This is a genomic window from Paenibacillus sp. VT-400, from assembly GCF_001029205.1.
Classification (GTDB): Bacteria; Bacillota; Bacilli; order Paenibacillales; family Paenibacillaceae; genus Paenibacillus; species Paenibacillus amylolyticus.
In genome coordinates this window covers 2,357,086-2,379,684 of the sequence record NZ_LELF01000067.1, presented here as the reverse complement: position 1 = coordinate 2,379,684, position 22,599 = coordinate 2,357,086, and the positions used below count along the sequence as shown (strand labels likewise).

19 protein-coding genes are annotated in these 22,599 nt (G+C 43.4%); 5 read left to right on the top strand and 14 right to left on the bottom strand.

What is annotated here, in order from left to right; all coding sequences use genetic code 11:
- The first annotated feature begins 122 nt into the window (after window positions 1–122).
- Window positions 123–398, top strand: coding sequence for a hypothetical protein (locus tag EL84_RS21200; RefSeq protein WP_047842994.1), 276 nt, complete (start codon window positions 123–125; stop codon window positions 396–398).
- A 144-nt stretch (window positions 399–542) separates the two neighbouring features.
- Here the strand turns inward: EL84_RS21200 and cydC are convergent, their stop codons facing one another.
- The 5 genes from cydC to EL84_RS21175 all read right to left on the bottom strand — a co-directional run bounded on the left by cydC (window position 543) and on the right by EL84_RS21175 (window position 8,276).
- Window positions 543–2,270: a thiol reductant ABC exporter subunit CydC gene (cydC, locus tag EL84_RS21195; protein ID WP_047842993.1), complete on the bottom strand. Its 1,728-nt coding sequence runs from the start codon at window positions 2,268–2,270 to the stop codon at window positions 543–545.
- Window positions 2,267–4,090, bottom strand: coding sequence for a thiol reductant ABC exporter subunit CydD (gene cydD / locus EL84_RS21190; protein WP_047842992.1), 1,824 nt, complete (start codon window positions 4,088–4,090; stop codon window positions 2,267–2,269). The genes cydC and cydD overlap by 4 nt, the downstream gene beginning before the upstream one ends.
- 14 nt (window positions 4,091–4,104) lie before the next feature.
- Window positions 4,105–5,118 carry a cytochrome d ubiquinol oxidase subunit II gene (locus EL84_RS21185; protein ID WP_179086461.1) on the bottom strand — a complete coding sequence of 338 codons (1,014 nt, stop codon included), beginning with the start codon at window positions 5,116–5,118 and terminating at the stop codon, window positions 4,105–4,107.
- Window positions 5,118–6,482, bottom strand: coding sequence for a cytochrome ubiquinol oxidase subunit I (locus EL84_RS21180; protein WP_047842991.1), 1,365 nt, complete (start codon window positions 6,480–6,482; stop codon window positions 5,118–5,120). Before EL84_RS21180 ends, EL84_RS21185 begins: the two co-directional genes overlap by 1 nt.
- A gap of 399 nt (window positions 6,483–6,881) precedes the next feature.
- Window positions 6,882–8,276: an MFS transporter gene (locus EL84_RS21175; RefSeq protein ID WP_047842990.1), complete on the bottom strand. Its 1,395-nt coding sequence runs from the start codon at window positions 8,274–8,276 to the stop codon at window positions 6,882–6,884.
- 109 nt (window positions 8,277–8,385) lie between these two features.
- Here EL84_RS21175 and EL84_RS21170 point away from each other — a divergent pair, with 109 nt between their 5' ends.
- Both EL84_RS21170 and EL84_RS21165 read left to right on the top strand, forming a co-directional pair.
- On the top strand, window positions 8,386–9,261 hold the full coding sequence (locus EL84_RS21170; RefSeq protein ID WP_047844317.1) for a LysR family transcriptional regulator: 876 nt from the start codon (window positions 8,386–8,388) through the stop codon (window positions 9,259–9,261).
- Window positions 9,262–9,291: 30 nt separating this feature from the next.
- On the top strand, window positions 9,292–9,858 hold the full coding sequence (locus tag EL84_RS21165; RefSeq protein WP_047842989.1) for a GNAT family N-acetyltransferase: 567 nt from the start codon (window positions 9,292–9,294) through the stop codon (window positions 9,856–9,858).
- A gap of 59 nt (window positions 9,859–9,917) precedes the next feature.
- On the opposite strand, the gene EL84_RS21160 is transcribed toward EL84_RS21165, so the two are convergent.
- The 9 genes from EL84_RS21160 to EL84_RS21120 all read right to left on the bottom strand — a co-directional run bounded on the left by EL84_RS21160 (window position 9,918) and on the right by EL84_RS21120 (window position 20,615).
- Window positions 9,918–11,108: an MFS transporter gene (locus EL84_RS21160; RefSeq protein WP_047842988.1), complete on the bottom strand. Its 1,191-nt coding sequence runs from the start codon at window positions 11,106–11,108 to the stop codon at window positions 9,918–9,920.
- Window positions 11,109–11,239: 131 nt separating this feature from the next.
- Window positions 11,240–12,664, bottom strand: a complete 1,425-nt coding sequence (locus EL84_RS21155; protein WP_036671179.1) for a 6-phospho-beta-glucosidase — start codon at window positions 12,662–12,664, stop codon at window positions 11,240–11,242.
- Between the two features lie 28 nt (window positions 12,665–12,692).
- Window positions 12,693–14,582 (bottom strand): beta-glucoside-specific PTS transporter subunit IIABC, encoded by a 1,890-nt coding sequence (locus EL84_RS21150; protein ID WP_047842987.1) that lies wholly within the window; start codon window positions 14,580–14,582, stop codon window positions 12,693–12,695.
- 178 nt (window positions 14,583–14,760) lie between these two features.
- Window positions 14,761–15,642 (bottom strand): LysR family transcriptional regulator, encoded by an 882-nt coding sequence (locus tag EL84_RS21145; protein WP_036615799.1) that lies wholly within the window; start codon window positions 15,640–15,642, stop codon window positions 14,761–14,763.
- A gap of 127 nt (window positions 15,643–15,769) precedes the next feature.
- Entirely contained in the window at window positions 15,770–16,525 is a 756-nt protein-coding gene (locus EL84_RS21140) for a carboxymuconolactone decarboxylase family protein (RefSeq protein ID WP_047842986.1), read from the bottom strand.
- Window positions 16,526–16,723: 198 nt separating this feature from the next.
- Window positions 16,724–17,698 carry a hypothetical protein gene (locus EL84_RS21135; protein ID WP_047842985.1) on the bottom strand — a complete coding sequence of 325 codons (975 nt, stop codon included), beginning with the start codon at window positions 17,696–17,698 and terminating at the stop codon, window positions 16,724–16,726.
- A complete protein-coding gene (locus EL84_RS21130) occupies window positions 17,698–18,189 on the bottom strand; it encodes an RNA polymerase sigma factor (protein ID WP_036615805.1) in 492 nt (163 codons plus the stop codon). Before EL84_RS21130 ends, EL84_RS21135 begins: the two co-directional genes overlap by 1 nt.
- A gap of 183 nt (window positions 18,190–18,372) precedes the next feature.
- Entirely contained in the window at window positions 18,373–19,953 is a 1,581-nt protein-coding gene (locus EL84_RS21125) for a histidine-type phosphatase (RefSeq protein WP_053061553.1), read from the bottom strand.
- Window positions 19,954–20,192: 239 nt separating this feature from the next.
- The gene (locus EL84_RS21120; RefSeq protein WP_047842984.1) at window positions 20,193–20,615 is read right to left on the bottom strand and encodes a DUF3237 domain-containing protein; all 423 of its coding nucleotides are present in this window, start codon (window positions 20,613–20,615) and stop codon (window positions 20,193–20,195) included.
- A 137-nt stretch (window positions 20,616–20,752) separates the two neighbouring features.
- On the opposite strand from EL84_RS21120, the gene EL84_RS21115 reads away from it, so the two are divergent.
- Both EL84_RS21115 and EL84_RS21110 read left to right on the top strand, forming a co-directional pair.
- Window positions 20,753–21,955: an MFS transporter gene (locus EL84_RS21115; RefSeq protein ID WP_036671164.1), complete on the top strand. Its 1,203-nt coding sequence runs from the start codon at window positions 20,753–20,755 to the stop codon at window positions 21,953–21,955.
- The gene (locus tag EL84_RS21110; RefSeq protein ID WP_036615814.1) at window positions 21,948–22,592 is read left to right on the top strand and encodes a TetR/AcrR family transcriptional regulator; all 645 of its coding nucleotides are present in this window, start codon (window positions 21,948–21,950) and stop codon (window positions 22,590–22,592) included. The genes EL84_RS21115 and EL84_RS21110 overlap by 8 nt, the downstream gene beginning before the upstream one ends.
- The last annotated feature ends 7 nt before the right edge of the window (window positions 22,593–22,599 follow it).

Sequence of the window (22,599 nt, the reverse complement as noted above, 5' to 3'; positions counted from 1 at the left end):
TAGCGAACCTTATTGAATTGCGGGTATCATAAATAACACTTTTACAGAACATACGTTCCTGTTATAATTAGATTATCGTAATTGGTGTAGAATAACATGCCCGTATGGAAAGGATACATATCATGAATTTATACAAGTTTGAATTAACGGTGAACGGATATCTATTACGTGTTCATTTCAGTGCATCTGAAGAAAGTGGATTGAAATGGTGCAAACGAGTTGCTTCTGAATTCCAGAATAACGTTGCCAATCTGGAGATCAAGGTTGATATACATAAAAAGCAGAAACAAAAGCATGCACGGGAATATCACGGAAAACCATATCTGTATGATAGGACACTAAGGAAAAAACCGCTTGCGAAGAAAAATAAAACGGCTGAATCATCTGCGGTTATGTGAAGGTAAATTAACATTGCCGCTTAACAAGTCTTCTCAATAGAAAGACAAAAAGACTAAAGAACGACTAATTGATGATAACATCAGTAACGTTCTTTAGTCTTTTATGAAAGTACTATCGACACCTTGAGTAGACTGAAATTCCTTTCACGCCCCGGCGTCTCCAATCATTTGTCGTTCAATTTGTTTCATTTCATAAAAATAGCCTTTTTGCTCCATCAGCTCGGAGAAAGAACCCGATTCTACAATCTTGCCTTGGTCCATGACCACAATCCGATCCATCTCTTCCAATCCCGTCAGCCGATGGCAGATCAGGAGAAGTGTATCTTCGGATGCCTGTGCCAGAAGATGCTGCAATACACGTTGCTCTGTGACGTAATCCAGTGAAGAAGTTGGTTCGTCCAGAAGCCATAACCGTCCTTTGCGCAGCATGGCCCGTGCGAGAGCCAACCGCTGCTTCTCGCCATCCGACAGGTTTTCCCCTTTTTCATACACCATGTCGGTCAACAACTTATTCGGCAGTTGGACTTTATCCAGCACAGCCAACAGTTGTTCATCCGAATGTTCTTCTCCATTCAGCAACAGGTTGTCCCGGATGGTTCCCCGGAAGAAGTGGCTTTGCTGCAACACTACATTCGTCCCTTGCCAAATGCTCTCTTCATTCAGTTCCTTCACCGAAACATTGTTTAATCGTATATCGCCAGACGTTGGTGCGCGCAACTTGAGTAACAAATCAATAATCGTTGACTTGCCTGACCCGCTCGGCCCGACAATCGCTGTTTTGGAGCCTGCTGCAAGTTGCAGAGATAGCTCCCTCAGCGCCGGTCTCCATTCCCCTTCATATTGGAAGTTAACAACGGATAGGTCAATCGAAACCGCCTGATCGGCTGACAATTCACCGCTTGGCTGTACAGGATGCACATCGGAGGTTGGCACCGTTTCCGCCAGTCGCTGAGCGGCGTGTTCACTGTCCTGCTTATACAAAGGTAATATAGCCATTGCGGCAGCTTCTTCGAACACGGTCTGCGTGGCCAGGATCAACATGGCGAGGAATACACCGGCAAACGCTCCATTCACAATTAAAAAGGCGCTCAGTGCCAGCACTCCCCATGTAACAAGATACGTCACAAAAACGTGCATGGATTGCCCGCGCAGCAATTGCGAAGCGGCTTGCCTCTGTTCCGTTGCTAATGCAGCAGAAGCCTGCTGAAGCTGTTGCTCACGCTGTTCCAATTGGCCGTATACTTTCAGATCCCTGAAACCATACAACACTTCGGTTACTTCCGTGGATAGCAAGGCCCGTTGCTGGCGGACACGTCCGTGTATTTTTCGCTGACCTAACAAGACAATACCTGGTACAACAAATGCCGTAATCAGCATACCTAGTAATAACAAACACGCAATCCAGATCGAAAAGGCCGAAGTGAACAGCATGGTAGCCAAAAACACCATAACGACCATGATGGGTGGATACGCGACCCGCAAAAAGTAATTTTGCAAGCTTTCCACATCACCCACGATCCGCGCAAGCAGATCCCCGCTTCGGTTTTTGTTCAATATACCTGGCGTTACCGGGATCAGTTTGGCAAAAAAGGACGTCCGCAAGCGGCTCAACATGGAGAATGTTGCCCTGTGGGAATACAATCGTTCTCCGTAGCGGCTCGCCGCTCGAAGGAAACCCAGCAGTTTGACCATGGAAGTGAGTACAATTAAGGTGTACAGCGGTGGCGCAAATACCGTTTGCGATATCATATACCCACTCGCGGAAAAGAGAGCTACCCCTGCTATGCCGGCGATAAATCCGCCCAATATCGAAAGCAAGATATCCTTGCGCTCCTGAATCATCGCTTTTGACAGAATCGTCAGCTCATTCATGCTAACCCTCCTTTCCGTTGTACATCAACCATCTCGGCATACTGCGGCAAGCGTGCAAGAAGTTCGTTATGATGTCCTGAATCCACCAATACCCCACTATCCATAAACAAAATGTTGTCCGCATGTTGAATTGTATATAAACGGTGTGCCACCGTAATCATCGTTGCCGTTTTGGCTAATGACGTAATGGATTGTTGCAGTATCCGCTCGGTGTGCAGATCGAGTCCTACGGTGGGTTCATCGAACAAAATGATAGCTGGTCGCTTCAGAAAAGCACGTGCTAAGGCAAGTCTTTGCTTTTCCCCACCAGATAATCCCCGGCCACCTTCACCAACAAACGTATCCAAGCCCTGCTCCAATTGTGCAACAACGCCAGCAAGCCCTGCTTCCTCTGCCGCCTGCTCAATTTCAGCTCTGGAGACGTTCCGACCCGCGCCAATCGCTATATTTTCGGCAAATGTACCTGCAAAAATATACGGATGCTGTGTAATATAGCTAACACGTTCAAACCATGCAGCCTCATCCTGTTGCGAAAGCTGGCTTCCGTTAACCAGAACCGCTCCCGAATCTGGTTTCAGTAAACCGGCAATGAGATGAAGCAGCGTGGTTTTACCTGAGCCACTTTTGCCTACAATAGCAATCTGTTCTCCCGGTCCAATCGAGATCTGTCCTGTCTCAAGTCCAAAGGAATCAGGTGTGTACTGGAATCGGACATCGTTCAGTTCAATGGTTGGTGGCATTGTTATCAACTCGGCACGAGCTGTACGAAGCTCTTCCGTCTTTGCAATTGCATCGACATCGGTTAATTCGCTTTGATCCGGTCCTTCTTCAGGCTTCGTTTGTGTGCTCTTGACACTAGTGTCCGCGAGCATCTGTTCCACCTTGCGAATGGCCCCCATACTGGTTCGCCCGCTGTGGAAAGCCGTTCCTGTATTCTTCAACAGACTGTAAAACTCAGGGACGAGTAACAACACGAGAAAGGCCGTGTGGAAGCTCATCGATTTGAAAACCAGTAATTGAATAGCCAGTTCAAGCGCGACAATACCAATGCTTAACATCACGATCGATTCCAGCATAAACGTATTTGTAAATGCAATCTTCAAAATGCCCATGGTGGCATCACGATACCCCAGACTGCTGCGTTCAATCTCCTGCTGTTGACGTTTAGCCCGTCCGAATATTTTCAACGTAACCAGCCCTTGAAGCGAATCCAGAAATGTACCGGAAAACTCAGCCAGTTGCGCGTATTTTTCTTCTGATTTGTTCTTTGTCTTGAGCCCAACCAAGATCATGAACAGCGGGATAAACGGTGCCGTAAACAACATAATCCAGCCTGTGTTAGAGTGCTGCGTAAACGTAACAACCAGAATCAGAATCGGGATCATCGCAGCTTCCATCATACGCGGCATGTACTGACTGAAATAACTGTCGGCCTCATCCACAGCATCCAAAGCAACACTGACCTTTCCTCCCGTCTGTCCACTCAGGGTTGAAGGCATGGAAGCGCGGGTCAGGTTCTGCAACACAGATGCTCGCATATTTGTCTTGGCGCGTGCTGCCATATGCAAGCCCACTTTCCCATTACCATACGACAACAGTGAGCGTACAGCCATAATAACCAGTAATAGGACAAGCAACAGGACCACTGATGAAAAGGAAGCTTTCTCTACAAAGATTCGCTGGACTGCTTCAGCCACCAAGGTGGCCTGGCTTATAATAGCTACACCAAGGGCCAGCGAAATGATCGCAAGGAGAAGTCTGTTTTTTCGTTGTAAAGACATTTGCTGCGAGATCAGATTGGATTTGGCTCTCCTCTTCATTAAACGCTCCTCCTTTATTTTTTCCCTTTCACATAATCCGCATCAAACAGGAACAGTTTGAAGACCAGGATTAGAGAAGGAATTAACAAGCACAGACCACCGATAAACACAACGACGAGTGCAAAGCCCATTGCAGGTGATGTGGCGCTACTCTGAATGGTAATGTATGGATCGAGAATGTAAGGATATTGCCCAATCCCGTAAGCAAAAAAGGCTGTGAGAAATTGCAGCATGATGCATATAAAAGCTAAACCATAACGGCGTCCGTTATATAACAGCCACATGGCAATCATGAAAAACGCAACGGAAAGCGCCAGCAGCCACCATAAATCCATCATATTTTGAAAATGACGCTCATTGTGTTGACCCAAATATATAAATGCAGTCAGCGCGAGAATAATGGTCGGTGTGCTCCAGAACAAAGCATAGTTCCGCATCAGCTTCAATGCCGAATGGTCCTCTGCGCGAGAAGCGTAAAATGTGAGAAATGATCCGCTAATGAACAATACGGACACGATCGCCAGTCCAACGATGCTCCACGATAATGGATTCGTAAATAGCGCCCAGTAATCCAGGGAAACGGTATCTCCCTGCTTCAAAATAAAGCCACCTTCAGACAGGGTCAGTGCCACTGACAATGACGCTGGAATAAGTAGACCCGTAGCTCCGTATAAGAACAAATACACGATACTTTTTTTGGAACCATAATTTTCGAAAGCATAGAACGACCCACGAATGGCAAGTAGAATGACGGCAATACTTCCTGGAACAAGCAGCGCGGAGCCATAATAATAGGCCGTGTCCGGGAAAAATCCGACGATACCAATATAGAAAAAGACAAAAAATACATTGGTGATCTCCCAGACAGGTGATAGATAACGGGAGATCAGACGATTAATCAGATGATCCTGCTTCGTCAAGCGTGCGTAAAAGGCGAAGAAACCTGCTCCAAAATCAATGGAAGCTACAATAAGATAGCCGTACAAGAACAGCCAGAGTACCGAAATACCAATTAATTCATAACTCATTATGCCTGGCCCCCTTTCTCGGCTGATTGATCATGCTTCTCCTTCAACCATTTCTCCATCTCGAGTTCAGCAGGATTGTTATTGAACAACCGTCTCAGTACGACGACACACATAACGCCTAGCAGGATGTAGAGAAGCAAGAAGACGAAAAATAAAATTCTCACACTCGGTGAAGAAGTAGCGGCCTCTTCTACCCGCATATAACCTCGGATGATCCATGGCTGCCGCCCGATCTCTGCATAGAACCAACCCATCTCAACAGCCAGAAAAGCAAGCGGTGCACTCAGTGCAACCATACGAAGCATCCACTTGTTAAACTGATTACGTTTCTTCCAGAATACAAACAGGAAGTACAGACTTGATATAGCAAGCAGAGCGAATCCAATACCAGCCATTAGATCAAACAAATAATGCACAAGTAAGGGCGGGTGTTCATCTGGTGGAAATTCGTTCAGCCCGGTTACCTCGGCGTTAAAGTCTCCAAAGGCAAGGAAACTGAGCAGTTTCGGCAAATGAAGAGCGCCTATAATTTCATGTTCTGCATTCAGCCATCCCAAAAAAATCAAATCCGCGCCGCTTTCCGTCTCGAAATGCCACTCGGCAGCTGCGAGCTTCTCCGGCTGATGCTCAGCCAAAAACTTGGCAGACACATCTCCAGCTAAAGAATTTAACAAACTGAATACCAGCACAACGGCCATCATGAGATTCAAACCTTTTTTGTGGTAGGCCGACACTCCTTTTCTCAGCATCGCAAAGGCTGCTATTCCTGCTAACAGAGCAGCTCCTGTCAGATAAGCCGAGCTTAATACATGGAACACTTTGGAGAACGTCGCTGTATTCAGCATCGCTTGCACGGGGTTCACTGCCATGAATTGACCTGCTTCCATGACAAAACCTTCAGGCTGGTTCATGAATCCGTTCACTGTTGTAATAAAAACAGCAGACATGCCTGCCCCGGCGACAATCGGAATAGTCAGCAACCAGTGGATATACGGATTTTTGAACCGATCCCACGTGTACAGATAAATGCCCAGAAATATTGCTTCAAAAAAGAATGCAAATACTTCCATAAATAGTGGCAGTGCAATGACATTCCCGGCAAGTTTCATAAAATTCGGCCATACCAAGGCCAACTGTAGTGAGATCGCTGTGCCTGTCACGACACCAACCGCGACAGAAATGACAAATCCTCTGGACCACCTCTTTGCCATAAGTATGTAATGGTGATCCTTCTTCCGAATGCCGATGAACTCTGCAATAGCAATCATTAAAGGTACGCCGACACCAAGCGTTGCAAAAATCACGTGGAACCCGAGCGTCAAACCAGTCACTAGCCTGCTCCATAAAACCGTATCAATAGCCATTCTTTGTGTTGCCTCCTTTCAAACTCTGTTCAATTTAGAAACATTCAATATCAGATTTGGCCAAGCTCAATGCAGAGTTGCGAAAAATTTCACAAAGTTAGGTATGACGATATCTTGCCACACCTATAATGCGTTTACTCCTGTAGGCCCCCGATAATAACAAGCATTGGATGCCTATTAAAATCTGATATTAATGCACTTAAAGTACTAACCAAGCCTATTAATCAAAATTATTATATCTTTATTTTTACCTAATTCAATCAAAGACACGGCTTCTACCCTAAACGTTCAAGAAAGGATCAACTCTTTCTGACAACTTGGTGAAAAACAAAAAATACACCCAATGGAGCTATTGATTCATTGGGTGTAAACGTGTTATTGCACGGCAGATTCTCTATTTCACTTGCTTACTTGCTCCGGACTCGCCACACCTGCCTCGTTACGTACGCTCATGATGATCAGTGATGCAGCTAATACCGTAAGGATGATTCCAAGCATCTGAAATCCTGTCACATTAAATGTATCTCCCATGACAATCCCAATCAATAACGACGATAAAATGGTCCCCAGGTAGCGTGATGTATTAAAAATACCCGATGCGACTCCAATCATTTCTTTGGGTGTGCTTTTGAACAGTGCTGCTTGCATACCGACCGCGTTTAGGCCGTTACTTATGCCAAATAAAGCTAAGGCAACAATGATTATGAAGATTGGAGAAGTTTCATTCATAACAACGATTAATATAGAGCCAAATGTCATTAAAGAAGCAGATACGATCAGAGCTGGCCGTGATCCTGATCTGTCAATCCAGCGCCCTGCGATCGGAGCAATAATGACTGAACATAACCCCAAAGCTAGCATGCTCATTCCTGTATGAACTTCGTTGAGATGACGTACCTGCTTCAAATACGTAGGAACTCCAAAAAAAAGTGCGTAAAACAGGATGTTCACCAGCATGTATTGCACATTCACCCAAGTCATCTCCGGATATGAGGCAAACGTTCGCAGAGGGATAAAAGGCGTGGCTGCTTTTAATTCATGTCGGAAGAACATGACGAGTGCGATTAACCCGATCCCCCCTGTCAGCAGATGCCATGTTGAAATATCTCCTGTGGAATTTACTGAAAGTAAACCGATGAGCAGAGTCACCAAAGCTACCGTAAACATCAGGATACCTGGTGCGTCAATTAACGTAAGCCATTGCCGAATGGACATGTGACCAGAGATAGACAGGGATTGCTCGTCCTTCGGGATTGTTTTCCAGGCGAACCAAAAACTTGCCAAGACAAACGGAATATTAACGAAGAATATGCTGTGCCAGTCCCACCAATGAATCAATACTCCACCAATAAAAGGTCCAATTGCAGCCGCTCCAGAAAGGAATATAGCCAAGGTGGACAAGGCGGAGGCTTCTTTTTCAGTCACGTTCATTCTGACAATCGCCATTCCAACGGCCACCATCATGCTTGTGCCAATCGATTGAACGATCCGGAATACGATGAGCCACGAAAAACTGGGAGACCACGGAGCTAGCATGGACGATACAAAAACAATAACAAGACCCATGAGGAATATCTTCCTGCGGCCAAACAAATCACTACACTTGCCCATGACGGGTTGAGCGACAGCACTGGCAATGTAAAATGATAAAATAATCCACGAAACGGCTGTAAAATTAAGTTGATACACTTGTTGTAGCCTGGAGATTGCCACCGAAATCATGGAGGAATTCAACGGATTCAACATAATTCCGAGTCCAACAGCTAACATCAATCCTTTATTTCGAACGTTCATTGGTGCACCTCTCTCTCTTCTGCTGTTATCTTACTTGAACGTATTCATTTATTCCAACGCATTATATGTTATGATTTGATGAACTAGAAGGAATGAAGGAATGGTGCAAATGGAGCTTCTTCAACTAAAATATTTCCTGACGGTGGCCCGATGCGAACATGTTACGGAAGCTGCGGGAAAGCTGCATGTCACGCAATCCTCCCTGAGCAAAACGATACAACGATTAGAGGACGACTTGGGAGTCCCTTTATTTGATCGAATCGGGAGAAAGCTGCGATTAAACGACTTTGGAAGAACATTTCTTCAGCGAACTGAAAAAGCCTTATTTGAATTGGAACAAGGAAAGCGGGAAATCGCTGACCTCTCCAACCCGAATCAGGGTACACTGCAATTGGCAGTGACTACGGCGAGCACATTGCCCGGCATACTGCGGGAATTCCGGAAAAACAAGCCGGATATTCAGTTCCATGTGCAAATGGTTTCGTTAGAAAACATGTCCAGACTTCTACATCGGGGCGAGGTGGACTTTTGTCTCTCCTCCCCTCCGATTCAAGGTGACGATATCGAATGTCAGATACTATATGACGACCCGATTGTAGTCGCTGTTCCTATGGCTCATCGATATGCAGACCGAAGCAGCATTCAATTAACCGAGCTTAAGGACGAGCGGTTTGTTGGGGTGAAGCAAGGGTATGGGGTTCGGGATATGGTGGATTCCGTATGTCAATCCGCTGGTTTCCTACCAAAGTATGTGTATGAAGGTGATGAGCCTGCAAGATTAACAGCCCTTGTGGAGGCAGAGATCGGTCTCGCGTTTATACCTAGCACAGCCAGAAACCCGCATGAGCGCATTAGATATCTTCAGGTAGAGGAACACCAGCTCGTTCGGGAAATCGCTCTACTTTCGCACAAAAACAGGTATATTTCCAAAGCCGCTTTAGAGTTTCGCAGCGTGGTTATGGACTACTTCAGTGCTATGCCATGAGCATAAATTCAATCCAAAGGAGATGTCATTTTGATATTAAAACCAGAAAAATTTGATCATACTTCAGAGACAGAACGGCTAGTCATCCGACCATTACAGAAAGACGACTATGAAAATTGGTTATATGAGTTTGAAAACCGCCATCCCTCCCAACACCGCCATGATAAAGGGAAAATGGATATGAGTGAATGTACACTGGATTGGTTTCATGATCTGGTAGATCGACACCAGGAGTTAGCGCGTACAGATGCGGTTTATGTTTTTGGAGTATTTAGAAAGCAAGATGGTACACATCTGGGTATGATTGATATTGCTACCTTGGCAAGGGATCATTTTCAATGGGGAAGTTTCGGATACACGATCCATAATCAGTATTGGCGAAAAGGTTATGGGAAAGAAGCAGTGAATGAAGCACTTCATATTGCATTCGAACATCTGAAATTCCACCGCATAGAAGCTCATATTAATGTGGATAACACCCCTTCCATGAAACTGGCAGAGAGTGTTGGTATGGAATTTGAATGTCTACGTAAAGGGTTTATACACGAAAATAATGAATGGACTGATCACTTGGTGTATTACAAAAATTCTAATTAAACGGTTCATACAACTTACTCTAAAACAAGGGAACTCCATATCAAGAAGTTCCCTGTTTTCTATGTTTGTTGAATATTCTTCTTTTTGCGATGAAGGGTTACTACTCCCAAACTAACTGCTGAAATCCATAATAGGATTATTGCATTACTTGAGACTAATGATTGCACTGTATCTAGTTGTAATAATTGCGTAATTAACCTTCCTTCATACGGTGAAAGTGTGGCTCCCAAGTTATACGCGATCAGAACAATGGTGGTACCCAACTTTGCCATTTTGGCGATTTGTTGTGCAAAAGTATGCAATAAATAGGGCATTATACAGCGGAATGAAAACCCGATGATCATTGAACAAACGGTAGTAAGAATGATACTTTGCGAGATTGTCGTAACGAACATCGAGCTTCCAAGTAACAGAATCGATAATGGAACGATATAGTTACCGAGTGTTTTGTATACTTTCCCAAAAGAAAAGCCGGCAACAAAAGCTCCCAAACCTATAAATGCAATCATGTTGCTTCCGTTTGTCGCAGTTCCGATATTTTTTTCCAAAATCAAAGGAGTAATCTGTAAATTATAATTGATGAAAATAGCTACAATCACAAATAATAAGAGACCATAGCCAATCATGACTTGAAGGGCTTTTTTATTATTTGTGTGGCTTGGATTCGTGGTGACCTCTTCTCTTCTATTAAGCTCTTTTTTATCAGAAGGAACGAAAATCAGGAATGCAATGAAAATAGGAAGTGCCAGGGCGTAGACATAAAATGATGTGTGCCAGCCCATTTTCAATAGTTGACCAACGAGTAGTGTTAGACAAATGCCTCCTAATCCCTCAAAGGCACTTTCTAAGCCAATTACGGTTGCTTGTTTAGCTGGATTCTTATGATACATATCACTGATCATCTGAATGATGAGCCGGTTAAATAAACCTATACCTAACCCAAACAAACAGCGAGAAATGAACAGCAACGAAAAAAGGTCATGATACAATGCAGGGAATACTCCCGCAATGAGAACAAGTCCTAATCCAGTTAGTATAGTTGCTTTCTTCCCAATAAGAAGTTCAAGTCGATTAGCAATTAACACACCAAGAATGACAAATAATGAAGGTATGGTCGTTAATAATCCTACATGTGTTACCGATATCTCTGGAAAATCATTGGCTATCGCAGGAATGTTAGCGGCAATCACTGGACCTGAAGAAATTAATAACGCAACGGACAATAACGAATATGTTTTAAGCTTCTCCATGGATATTATAAAAAACCAACTCCTAATGTTTGTATTTGCTCCATATGGCCGATAGTTAGCCTTGATGCTGCGATAAAGGGATAAAGCAGTAACGCATAAGTCGATGACTTCATACGTTACTGCTCAGTCGATTAGAGTTCTTTGCCGTTACTTTGAATAACTTTTTTGAACCATTCAAAGGATTTTTTCTTGCTGCGTTTCAACGTACCATTTCCAGCGTCATCTTTGTCGACATGTATGAAACCGTATCGTTTACTCATCTCTCCAGAACTTGAGCTTACTAGATCAATGCAACCCCAGGACGTGTAACCCAACAACTCTACGCCATCTTCTTCCACTGCTGTTATGAAAGCTTGGATGTGTTGACGCAAATACTCGATTCTATAATCATCCGCAATATATCCCGTCTCATCAGGAGTATCTATCGCTCCTAAGCCATTTTCAACGATGAATAGTGGCTTTTGATATCGGTCATACAAGGAGTTCATTGTAATTCTTAGACCTTCAGGATCGATTTGCCATCCCCATTCACTCGTTTTCAAATGAGGATTGCGCAGTGTTGGAAACAGGTTAGCTGCCGTTTGTGTGTTTACTTCCGGATCTGCACTGGTTAATCGTGAACCATAATAACTGAACGAAACGAAATCAACCGTATTATTTTTCAAACATTCCTCGTCCCCGTCTTCCATGGCTAAATGAATATTCATTCGTTCTAACATTTTCTTGGCATAGTTTGGGTATTCTCCTCGGGATTGTACATCGACGAAGAAGTAGTGCTCGCGATCTCTTGTCATGGCTTTCCAGACATCATCTGGTGCACATGTATACGGGTAAGTGTTGGCACCTGCTAACATACAGCCAATCTTAATTTCCGGGTTAATTCTACGCGCAATTTCAGTTGCTTTTGCACTTGCGATCAATTGATGATGAGCCGCCTGATACTTCACAGCATCCTCATTCTCACCTTCTTCAAACACTAGGCCTGAGCTGCCAAAAGGTAGATGCAACAGCATGTTAATTTCATTAAAGGTAAGCCAATACTTCACTTTATCTTTATAACGGGTGAAGATCGTTTCACACAGTCTCTCATAATAATCCACCATTTTTCGACTTCTCCACGATCCAATGGTTTTCACCAAATGAATAGGGACATCAAAATGGGTAATGGTGACTAACGGCTCAATGCCATACTTCAAACATTCGTCAAATACATTTTCATAGAATTTCAAACCCTCTTCGTTGGGTAACTCGTCATCTCCATTAGGGTAGATCCGAGTCCATGCCAAAGATAAACGGAAACACGTAAAGCCCATCTCTGCAAATAAAGCAATGTCTTCTTTATACCGATGATAAAAATCAATAGCCTCATGACTCGGATAAAAATGTTCTTGATCACACTCCAACATTTTTAACTGTCCTCGCATGACAGGAACACGATCTTTCCCTGCCGGGATTACATCAACTGTGGATAGTCCCTTGTTGCCTTCTGCATATCCACCTTCACATTGGTTAGCAGCAACTGCCCCACCCCACAAAAAGTCTTTTCTTAAAGTCATTAAAACACACTCCTAACCTGTAGTTTTGTTAAGCTTTGACAACCAACAATGTATTGTTAAAATCAATATTTTTGGGACTAGTCTCTGCGATCACATCCGAGTAACTATACGAATTGGTTACAATAACGGGCGTTTGAGTGACATATCCTTCTTGTCTGATTTTGTCCAGATCAAATGTCAGCAAGGTCTGTCCTTTTGTAATTCTCTGACCTTCTTCAACGAACGCTTCAAAATATTTTCCGTTCAGCTTTACCGTATTTAACCCGACATGAATAAGAATTTCGACTCCTTCATCGGATAATAGTCCAATAGCATGTTTCTTAGGAAATAGAGATACAATCATGCCATCAAATGGAGCAATAACTTTCCCCTCGCTAGGTTCAATAGCAATTCCTTTACCCATTGCCTCTGAGGCAAACGCTGCATCTTGTACATCCTGAAGTTGAATAAGCTGACCTTTAAGTGGAGTTGCAATAACAGAATCTTTAATTGTAATGACTTCATCCGCAACCCCACTCACTTCGTTTGCATTTGAAACAGTGTTCTGTGAAGGTGCATCTTTTTCATATTTCAAACTGAGCAAATAGGTAAGTACAGCAGTTACGACAGTTGTTATAACAAGTGCGATCAAAATGTTATATAGATTCCAGATATTTTCACCAATGTACAGCGGAATCGCCGGGATTCCTGAAGCGCCTGTTGCGTAACGAGAAACATCCATTAGCCCTGCAAATAGTCCCCCACTGGCAGCTCCAATCATACCCGCGACAAGTGGGTATCTCTTCGGTAAGTTTACGCCGTAAAGAGCTGGTTCCGTGATTCCCATCAACGCGGTGATCCCACTGGAAGCTGAAATTTGTTTTAATGCTTTATCCTTGGTTCTCATCCCTACAACTAATGCCGCAACACCTTGACCTATACAATTGATCATCGCCCCAGGACCGAGGATATTCTCATAACCTGATGTGGTGATTTGAGCAATGGATAGAGGCACAATATTATGGTGCAGCCCAAACATAACCAGTATTGGCCAGAAGGTTGCAACCAGGAAAATAACCAGCCAGCTACCATGTGCGGCCAAGAAGTCAAAGCCCATCGCTAAATACGTTCCGAAAAATGACCCCAGTGGTCCCAACACGGTTAAGGCCAGAATTCCCGTTACTAAAATAGTGCACATGGGAACAAAAATAACTTTCACTGCATTCGGAATGATCCTTTTAAACAACGATTCAATATATGATTGTGACCAAACTATTAAGAGAATTGGAACTACAGAAGAACTATAAGATACAAGAGTTAGCGGGATTCCAAAAACACTTACGTCAGTCCCATCCAAACGCAATTGCGTCAAGTTGGGATGGAGTAAAACACCGGCTAAAACGAGTGCTAAGACGGGACTGCATTTTAGTTTGTTTGCAGCTGAAAACGCCAACAAGAATGGTAAAAAGTAGAAAATAGCATCTGACATAAGACTTACGACATAGTAGGTTTGGGAATCTTTTGAAATCCAGTTGAACAAAATAAGTAGAGCGAGTAATGCCTTGATCATACCAGCCCCAGCTATAGCGGGGACAATCGGACTAAATGTCCCCGAGACGAAATCGATTAATTTCCCCAAAATACTAACTTTCTTAACATCAGTTGGTTCACCCGATGAACTCGCGTTAGGTTGAAGATGCTTGATCACTTCTTTGTAAACGTCTTCAACATGTGTGCCGATGACGACTTGAAATTGTCCGCCGCTCTCAAGCGCATCAATAACACCATCAAACGATTTAAGCGCTTTTTGATCTGCTTTATTAGTATCATTCAGTGCAAATCTAAGCCTAGTCATACAGTGAGTCAGAGTGGATACATTCTCACTACCGCCCACTTTCTCTACAATATCTTGAGCCAACTTCTCGTATTTCTTGCTCATCCAATAATGCCCCCTCTTGTTGTTGCCATCTAAATGAATGAGACCAAAAGCGCTCTAAATAACTTCTTTTTGCAATAAAAAAAGCTATTTATCTGAAATACATAAAGGCTGCATTCATTACACCTTTAAAATATCATCTGATAAACAGCTATAGCCAATACCTATAATTCATACTTTATTATGCCTGAAAGGCATGCCTGATATGTTCCAAAAAACGTACCTCCGTTTGACTGAATACCTTATGTTTTTTCCAGACAATCACTGTTGGAAACTGAAGTTCCGGTTGAAAAGGTCTGAAGCATAATGTGTCAGACTGCTTCATTGCAAGCGCACCCTCAATACAGATGGCCGTCCCTAACCCCTCCTCTACGAGGTTAAGTATGTTAGATATTAAATTATAGGTCGCAACAAAGTTTAAATGTGCATACTCATCGGCAAACCAGCTTGCAATCTCATTCTGTACGACAGATCGGCTGGATATGAGCAGAGGCACTCCGGCTAAATCGGTTGAAGTGACATATTCTTTTTGTGCAAGAGGTGATGAGGTCTTCATAAGGACTCCCCAGCGCTCCTTCTGGGGCAGTCTGATGAAATCGTATTTCTCAATGTGAATGGGCTCTAACAAAATGCCCACATCGAGCAGACCTTTATCGATTCGTTCCTTTATATCATCCCCCGTTCCACTATAGATGTGATATTTAACCTGCGGATACTCCATATTGAAGTCTTTTAATAATTGTAAAATAACATTGGATGTTAATGATTCAACACTCCCGATCGATATGGTTCCTCCAACCAGGTTGTTCTGATCTTTAAACTCTTTCTCTGTTTTATCCGCAAGTGTGAGAATTTCTTCTGCTCTTTGACGTAGAAGCATGCCTGCATCTGTAAGTGTTATTTTACTTTTCCCGCGTATAAACAATTGAGTTTCTAAATTTTTTTCCAGATCAGCCAACTGTCTGCTTAACGTTGGCTGTGTCACATGTAAGATCGTTGCAGCATGTGTGATATTTTCTACTCGAGCTACTGTCAAAAAATATCGAAGTACTCTTAACTCCATAATTCCTCCTGGTTTACGTTCATTTAAGTGTCTCCTGATCATTCATTTCTTTACTATACCTTCCTGTTAACCAGAAGAAGACAGTTGATTGGGATAATCAACTGTCTGTTGTTTCAAATAAAGAAGATTATTTCTCTGGAATGATTTCATTAACGCAGGCTAAAGCATTTAGTGTTCTAGGAAATCCCATGTAGGGAAGACAGTGTGTTAGAGCGGTGATCATGGTTTCTTTATTATTGCCAACATTGATGTTACCCTGAACGTGTGCTTTGACTTGACTATCCGCACCTCCGAGTGCACTTAGTATACAAAGAGTAAGAAGTTCTCGTGTTTTCAGATCCAGACCTCCGCGGGTATAGAAGTCACCAAAGCAAAATGCTGAAAGATAGTCTTGGATATGCTTCTGATTTGACGGGGCATTTTCCCGGTTTTTCTCAATAATATCGCCAAAAATCTCTTTTTGAATACCAAGTCCTTTGTCAAAGCGATTATCTTCTTCAACCCGTTTTTGACTTTCAAGAGGCAGTGCAATATTTCGCTCTTTGAACACTTCATTCATTTCCGATATGGCATTTAAGGTTTTGGGGAATCCCAAATATGGTGCGCATTGATAGATTGCTTCTTGGATCTCCGTTGGTGTCAACCCAACATTTAGCGCTGCACGAGTATGTGCTTTGAGCTGTGGCAACGTTTGATTAGTAGCCAGTACGACCAAAGTAATAAGCTCACGTTGCTCATCATCAAGGGTACCTTGATCAAAAATTTCACCAAATATGAAGCGACTTAATATGTCCTGAAATTCAGGATCTGTAGCATATGCCGCTGGAACTCCCTCGCCGAATAGCCTTTTATATGTTTCCTGGCTCTTTTCGATTCGATTCATATTCATCTAACCTCCTGTTTCTTTTTAGTTAAAACTAGGTGTACCCATTTTACATTGAAAGAGGAAAGAATCCATATCCTATTCATATCATTTTATTGCCTAATCCTATCAAATGATTGTTTGTTGATGAAAAAAGCGAACAAAGCACTTGCGTGCCCTGTTCGCTCTTCTTGGTGCAGCCATGTTACTGTCTTCGCCTTACTCGCCCAAGCTGTCCCAGAATGATTGGAACGCGCCTTTCTCCACTTCCAGGAATGCCGGAACATTACCATAACGAACCAGACCTTCTTCACCAAACAGAACCAGTGGGACCTGCGTTTTGTCTTCCAGCGTGAGATAGATGATCTTGCGATCTTCCTTGCCGTAGAGGTTCTCTTCCAGCTCCGGGCTCGTTGCGATCGGTTTGGCAGCATTTAGCGATGAGATAAAGCTGTCCAGTGCTTCATCCGTTGCTAACGGTTGAAGCTGCTGCAATCCATTGTTCCAGCTATTAAACGTCTCCCATTGCGCCGAGGCGATGTTGCCTTCGAGATGAAGCTTGCCGATCAGGTCGGCACCAGTACCAATAGTGATCCCGTTGTTCTTGTCGAATAACTGAGCATACACCTGACCATCGATCTCGGTGTAAGACATGATGCGGAAATCCTTGTCGTAGCCATTAACAGCATAGATGTCAGCTTCGCCAATGTTGGAAGCAAGCTCCGTATATTTATCTTGGCCGCTCAGCTCATCAATGCCGCCAGTGGTGGTACCCAGTTTATCCCCCCGCAGGTTGAGTGCATTTGCGCCTTCAAGCAATGTTGGGGACTGTGTATATACGCTTCCTCCATATACAACCAGTTGCATCATATCAGCCATCGCGCCTTTGCCCTGTGAACTCGGCAACTCCATCTTCGGAATCACGATCGGATCAAACGATGCGCCTGGAGTCACCGCTGCCACCTGTGGTGTTGGTGCGGCTGGTCCATTGAATTGTTGCCATACACTTGGCGCAGCCAATCCAATGCTGGCAGCGATAACAACACTTGCTGCAATGTATAGTGGTTTACGTTGACGTTTTGGTCCCTGATGTTGCGTGTTTAAGGATTGCTCTACCCGTTTTTTCATTTGCTCGTTTGTTTTCATATGATCCACCGCTTTCTTGTAGTTTTGTTTGAATTGTTCTTCGTTCATTACAGTTCCTCTCCTTCCAGCTCCAGTTTTAACAGCTGTCTTCCTCGTTTCAATCTCATTTTCACTGCTGATTCGCTAATCTCCAGGATCTCGCTGATTTCTCGGATCGGATAATCTTCGTAATAATACAGATGAACCACCGATCTATACTTGACGGGCAGTGACAGCACAAGTTCGATCAGCGCGTGATCTTCAGGGTTGTCTGTTGTAAGAGGATCGACTCCCTCCAGCTTGACCTCCCGTTTGCGCCAGCCTCTGCCTAATAAGGATTTGCAATGATTGGTGATGACCCGAATCAACCATGCTTTTTGATGCTCCGCATCGTTGAACGTAGGGGCTTTTTCTATTAGTTTGATGAAGGTATCTTGAGTGGCTTCCTCCGCGTCTTCTCGTCTGCCGAGGTGCACCATGGCAATCCGGAACAGCGTATCCGCGTATGTCTCATAGACTTTCATCACATGATCGCCCAGCTGGGGCACTGATCGCTGCATGGTTGGTATGCCCTCCTTTATACCTCTAACACTCTTACGGACGGCATTTGGTCACATTTTGTTTTAGGATTTTTTTGCGTTCATTCTTTTCGTTCCAAATAAAAAAAGAAAGCAACCCCGTTTAGGAGTTGCTTTCTTCATCTTCGTCTTTATTTTCATATTAAATGCATATCGTTTCACCAATTAGAAATTCTTCTGTAAAAGCTCAATGTTGTCTTCCAAACTGCTGTCCAAGCTTACGCCAACCTTCTGCAGTTTGTTTTGGTAATATGTCTTAACATCTTCCCATTTATAGTACGGATAGGTCTTTGTTTCAATTGGGAACGCGATCTCTTCTTCATTTCTAAGCATTTTCACGAGAACATCCTTACCATTGGAATACAGAATCCATTGGATATTTGCTCCCATCGGTGAGATAACCGAGCCATTCCAGTTTTGGGTCACGTCCTGCGGTTTGTCGATACTCACATTAGCTCCGGCGATATCCAGGAATGAAGATAGTGGAATGATGGTTTCTGCGTGAGCAAAACGAAATATACCAGCCGTGTCTTTTTGCTGAATGGACTGGTCGGTAGACACGATCAATTCTTTGACCAGAGGTGCAATGATATTCTGCGGCAAATCCGTTGACGTTAAAGATGGACCTTTTTCATAAAAATCGTTGATATTGTCAATGCTCTCGTACCATTTTAACTGATTAGCCGTGAAATACCGCCCGAATTCGAAGTCACCTTCTCCTTTTATATTCGAAGAAATGATGTAGAGTTCATATAGATTAGAAGCAGCCTCGGTTGGGTTGCTGAGCTTCACTTTTCCCTTCTCATCTTTCAGTTCAAACTCTCCAGCGTTCAGCCGTTGATAGAAGCCTTCAGAGAAAAATTGCAGAAGGACCTCTTTTGCATAACGCGTTCCAGTGTTCTGTGTGACATAATCCTCGTATAACTTAACCCAGTCTCCATCTTCTGCGTACTCGTTATACTTCGTAGCCAAGTCGTAGGGCCGTAGATAGGGGTCTTTCCCTTCTTCAAAAGCTGAAGCCAGAATGTCTACCTTGTTATCTCCCAAGCTTTCCTTTAACCCGTCAATAAACTGATCTCTGCTCTGCGGCGTTCGATCTTTGAAGGTTGCTTGTGCAATCACTTTTTTATCCGATGTAAAGAGTTCTTTGAAATTCTGCCCAACTCTGGCCCCTATTCCTTTCAGTTCTTCTCCACCCGTAGTGGATAACAATCCATAATGATCTTTTTCAACCTTCATCAGATTGCCAATTTCCTTCTTCAGCTCTTTGCCCAGATTAGTGATCTGCCCGTCCTTTTCAGCGATGTCGAGCAGTTCAAATAACGTCTTGTCGTACTTGGAACTGGAAAGATGTCTGGAACCATGTCTCCCTATGTAGTTAATAAATATGGGTTCATATCCACTAGGAGCTTTTGTATAACTTGTTTCCTTAAAAGGATATGGCGTTTTGGTACCGCGGTACCCCTGCTGATCGCTCATTTTTTGTCCAACAAACACCGATTGGGTGTTGTTATCCCAGTCTACCTCTTGCCCCAAGGCTTCACCAATCGCTCTTGCAGGTACATAAGTAACCCCATTGTAGAGAAATGATTCGCCTTCCACCCTTTGACCGTTTACAACAACATTAGCCGATTGTTCAGAAACTTCGATCATGCGTTTGGAGCCTGCGCCATATACGTCAAACACACTTACAGACGTTAAGATGGCGAGTGATGCTACTGAAATTCCGATTTTTCTGATCATCATAATGAATAGTTTTCTCCTTATTCCGCCTGATATTGGTTTATTTTCGCTCATCATACTATAGGTGAGAAGTGTCTGCGCCGTATCCATCCTATGTTAATTAATTGTAAAAGAGTACATATAAATATTGACGTAAAGTCTCATACGACAAAAAGAGCCGCTCCTTAGCGACTCTGACTTTTCATTATACAAAGCTATCTTCTCTGCCATACAATAAAAAGATAATTGCTATTTGCCCCGCATTACAGCGGTTTTCTATATATTTTTATATCTATCCCTGACTCCGTCGGATGACCTTCTCCAATAAGTGCCTCACGGTTCAAGAAGGATAAGGCTTTGCTGTCTGTAATCATTTTGGGAGAAGTACGAAATAAAGCAGTTTTCAGCGTTTTATCAATATTTCCGTTATTTTCGATATAAATTTTGCAGGAATGCCCTGAGTTGTCGGTTCCTTGGAGCATGTATCTGGCCGATAGCGTATGCGGGTCACCATTCTTCCCGATGATCTGCGTATCCACTCCTCCACCCAGCACAATTCCCTCAAAGTACTTTCCGGTTACGCTGCCTGTAAAAGTAATCATGACAACCGAATCATCTTCGCTATTCTGTAAATCAAATGATTTCTCAATGTTCACATGTACCGTAAACAATTCCTCTAATTTCACGTGTTCCCACCTCCATATGAATTCAATTATAACTCTACTCACTAAAAAAAAGATTTACATATTTCCTTTAAATCATTTAAAATGGTTTACACAATGTAAAGGTTAACAAGTTGTAAATGAAGGGGTTAATGACGTACATGAGTACATTACCAAAATCAGTTCGCTTTCCACTGTTCATTCTGATGTTAAATCTGTTTATTGCTTTATTGGGGCAAGGGATGCTTATCCCCATATTGCCGGAGTATTTGAAGCTTTTTCATGCGGGAGGCACAGTAGCAGGATTTTTAGTTGCAGCCTTCGGTGCGGCTCAATTCTTCTTTTCCCCTCTCGGGGGACAACTGTCTGATCGATTTGGACGCAAAAAGTTGATCATTGCGGGTATGTTTCTGTCTGTCATTTCAGATATCATATTTGCGCTATCGACGTCATTGCCGTTCCTCTATGTCGCACGGTTTATCGGTGGAATAAGTCTCGGTTTAATGGTTCCTGCCAACCTCGCATATGTCGCCGATATTACAACGCCAGAGACACGTGCAAAAGGTATGGGCTATTTCGGCGCAGCTATGAATTTGGGGATGGTTCTCGGACCTGGTCTGGGCGGTCTCATCGCCGAGATGGGCATTCGCATGCCCTATTTCTTCGCAGCGGGTCTGGGACTGATTGCGGCCCTGATGACGCTGCTATTGCCTGAGACACTTCCCCCCGAGAAAAGAACGGTCTCCATCCGTCTTCAAAAAGGAGATCACTTGGGCAAGAAAATCTGGAGTTCTTTTAAAGTCCCCTATTTCAAATACTTGATTGTGTTGCTTGTCATGACCTTTGGTCTCATGAGTTATGAGACAGTATTCGCGCTTTTCGCAGAGCAAAAATACGGGTTCGACGCTGCAACAATCTCCATCATTATTACTTTGGGCGCGATTATCGGTATCGTTGTGCAGATCTGGCTTTTGGATTGGTTCGTACAGAGAATAGGTGAAGTTAAGTTGATCCGTCTCTCCTTAATAATCACACCCATAGCTTTATTGTTAATGTTAATTAAGGTCAACCTTGTGTTTCTGTTGTTCGCTTCTGCGTTATTCTTTGCCTTTAATTCGTTTTTACGACCTTCGGTCAGCACGTTAATATCCAAAAATGCAGGAGATCGGCAAGGTTATGCATCGGGTCTGAATACTACATTTTCCAGTCTCGGCACGGTGATTGGGCCGCTGATCGCAGGACTATTGTTTGACAAAAACATAAACTTCCCGTATATTTTTGGTGCAATTATGCTACTCGCTTCTCTCGGACTGACCTTGAACGCATTTCGTTCGAAGAAAGGACAATTGTATACAAGTGAATGAAAACTGGCATCAACAATTGGGAAATAAACATCGTGATGATTTGATTGCAGCAGGTAAGGAGCTTTTTTTGAAATATGGATTGCTCCAGGTGAAGATTAAGGATGTATGTACGAAAGCTGAACTTAGTAGAGTGACCTTTTATAAACATTTCCAGTCAATGGATGAACTTCTTCTAGCCATTCAGATGCAACTGATCGAACATTTAACGGATGAGGTTAGCCGTGCTTCAACGAAGGACTTAAACGGGCGGGAACAACTCACGGTTATGTTGAATGCATGGGTTGTTTATGCCGAGAATCATCCAGACTACATCCGGTTTATTCAATTGTTTGATATCAACTATGAGATGTATGATTTTAGCCCTGAATTAAGAGAAGAGTATGATAAGTTCAACCAGAACGGGAAAGAAAATCATTTCCTGATGGACGCTTTATCACAAGGCGTTGTTGACGGCAGTATTAAGAATCCATCTCCTCCGCTGGATCTGGCTCAGTTTATCTTCACAACGATGATGGGCATGCTCCAGCGCATGGTAACTATTCGTGGTGCTCATGATAATTCATTGGATATGCGGATGACGGAGCAATTTGTGAAGATGCTGCTTCATTTTGTTTGTAGCGAAGAAATACCCGAGTGATGGCATG

What these genes read in the sequence shown, in the direction of transcription:
- EL84_RS21115 (WP_036671164.1), top strand. Translation starts at nt 20,753, where the DNA reads ATGAGTACATTACCAAAATCAGTTCGCTTTCCACTGTTCATTCTGATG.
- EL84_RS21160 (WP_047842988.1), bottom strand. Translation starts at nt 11,108, where the DNA reads ATGGAGAAGCTTAAAACATATTCGTTATTGTCCGTTGCGTTATTAATT.
- EL84_RS21135 (WP_047842985.1), bottom strand. Translation starts at nt 17,698, where the DNA reads ATGAACGAAGAACAATTCAAACAAAACTACAAGAAAGCGGTGGATCAT.
- EL84_RS21175 (WP_047842990.1), bottom strand. Translation starts at nt 8,276, where the DNA reads ATGAACGTTCGAAATAAAGGATTGATGTTAGCTGTTGGACTCGGAATT.
- EL84_RS21140 (WP_047842986.1), bottom strand. Translation starts at nt 16,525, where the DNA reads ATGAATCGAATCGAAAAGAGCCAGGAAACATATAAAAGGCTATTCGGC.
- EL84_RS21170 (WP_047844317.1), top strand. Translation starts at nt 8,386, where the DNA reads ATGGAGCTTCTTCAACTAAAATATTTCCTGACGGTGGCCCGATGCGAA.
- EL84_RS21185 (WP_179086461.1), bottom strand. Translation starts at nt 5,118, where the DNA reads ATGAGTTATGAATTAATTGGTATTTCGGTACTCTGGCTGTTCTTGTAC.
- cydD (WP_047842992.1), bottom strand. Translation starts at nt 4,090, where the DNA reads ATGAAGAGGAGAGCCAAATCCAATCTGATCTCGCAGCAAATGTCTTTA.
- EL84_RS21180 (WP_047842991.1), bottom strand. Translation starts at nt 6,482, where the DNA reads ATGGCTATTGATACGGTTTTATGGAGCAGGCTAGTGACTGGTTTGACG.
- EL84_RS21130 (WP_036615805.1), bottom strand. Translation starts at nt 18,189, where the DNA reads ATGCAGCGATCAGTGCCCCAGCTGGGCGATCATGTGATGAAAGTCTAT.
- EL84_RS21200 (WP_047842994.1), top strand. Translation starts at nt 123, where the DNA reads ATGAATTTATACAAGTTTGAATTAACGGTGAACGGATATCTATTACGT.
- EL84_RS21155 (WP_036671179.1), bottom strand. Translation starts at nt 12,664, where the DNA reads ATGACTTTAAGAAAAGACTTTTTGTGGGGTGGGGCAGTTGCTGCTAAC.
- EL84_RS21150 (WP_047842987.1), bottom strand. Translation starts at nt 14,582, where the DNA reads ATGAGCAAGAAATACGAGAAGTTGGCTCAAGATATTGTAGAGAAAGTG.
- EL84_RS21125 (WP_053061553.1), bottom strand. Translation starts at nt 19,953, where the DNA reads ATGATGATCAGAAAAATCGGAATTTCAGTAGCATCACTCGCCATCTTA.
- cydC (WP_047842993.1), bottom strand. Translation starts at nt 2,270, where the DNA reads ATGAATGAGCTGACGATTCTGTCAAAAGCGATGATTCAGGAGCGCAAG.
- EL84_RS21145 (WP_036615799.1), bottom strand. Translation starts at nt 15,642, where the DNA reads ATGGAGTTAAGAGTACTTCGATATTTTTTGACAGTAGCTCGAGTAGAA.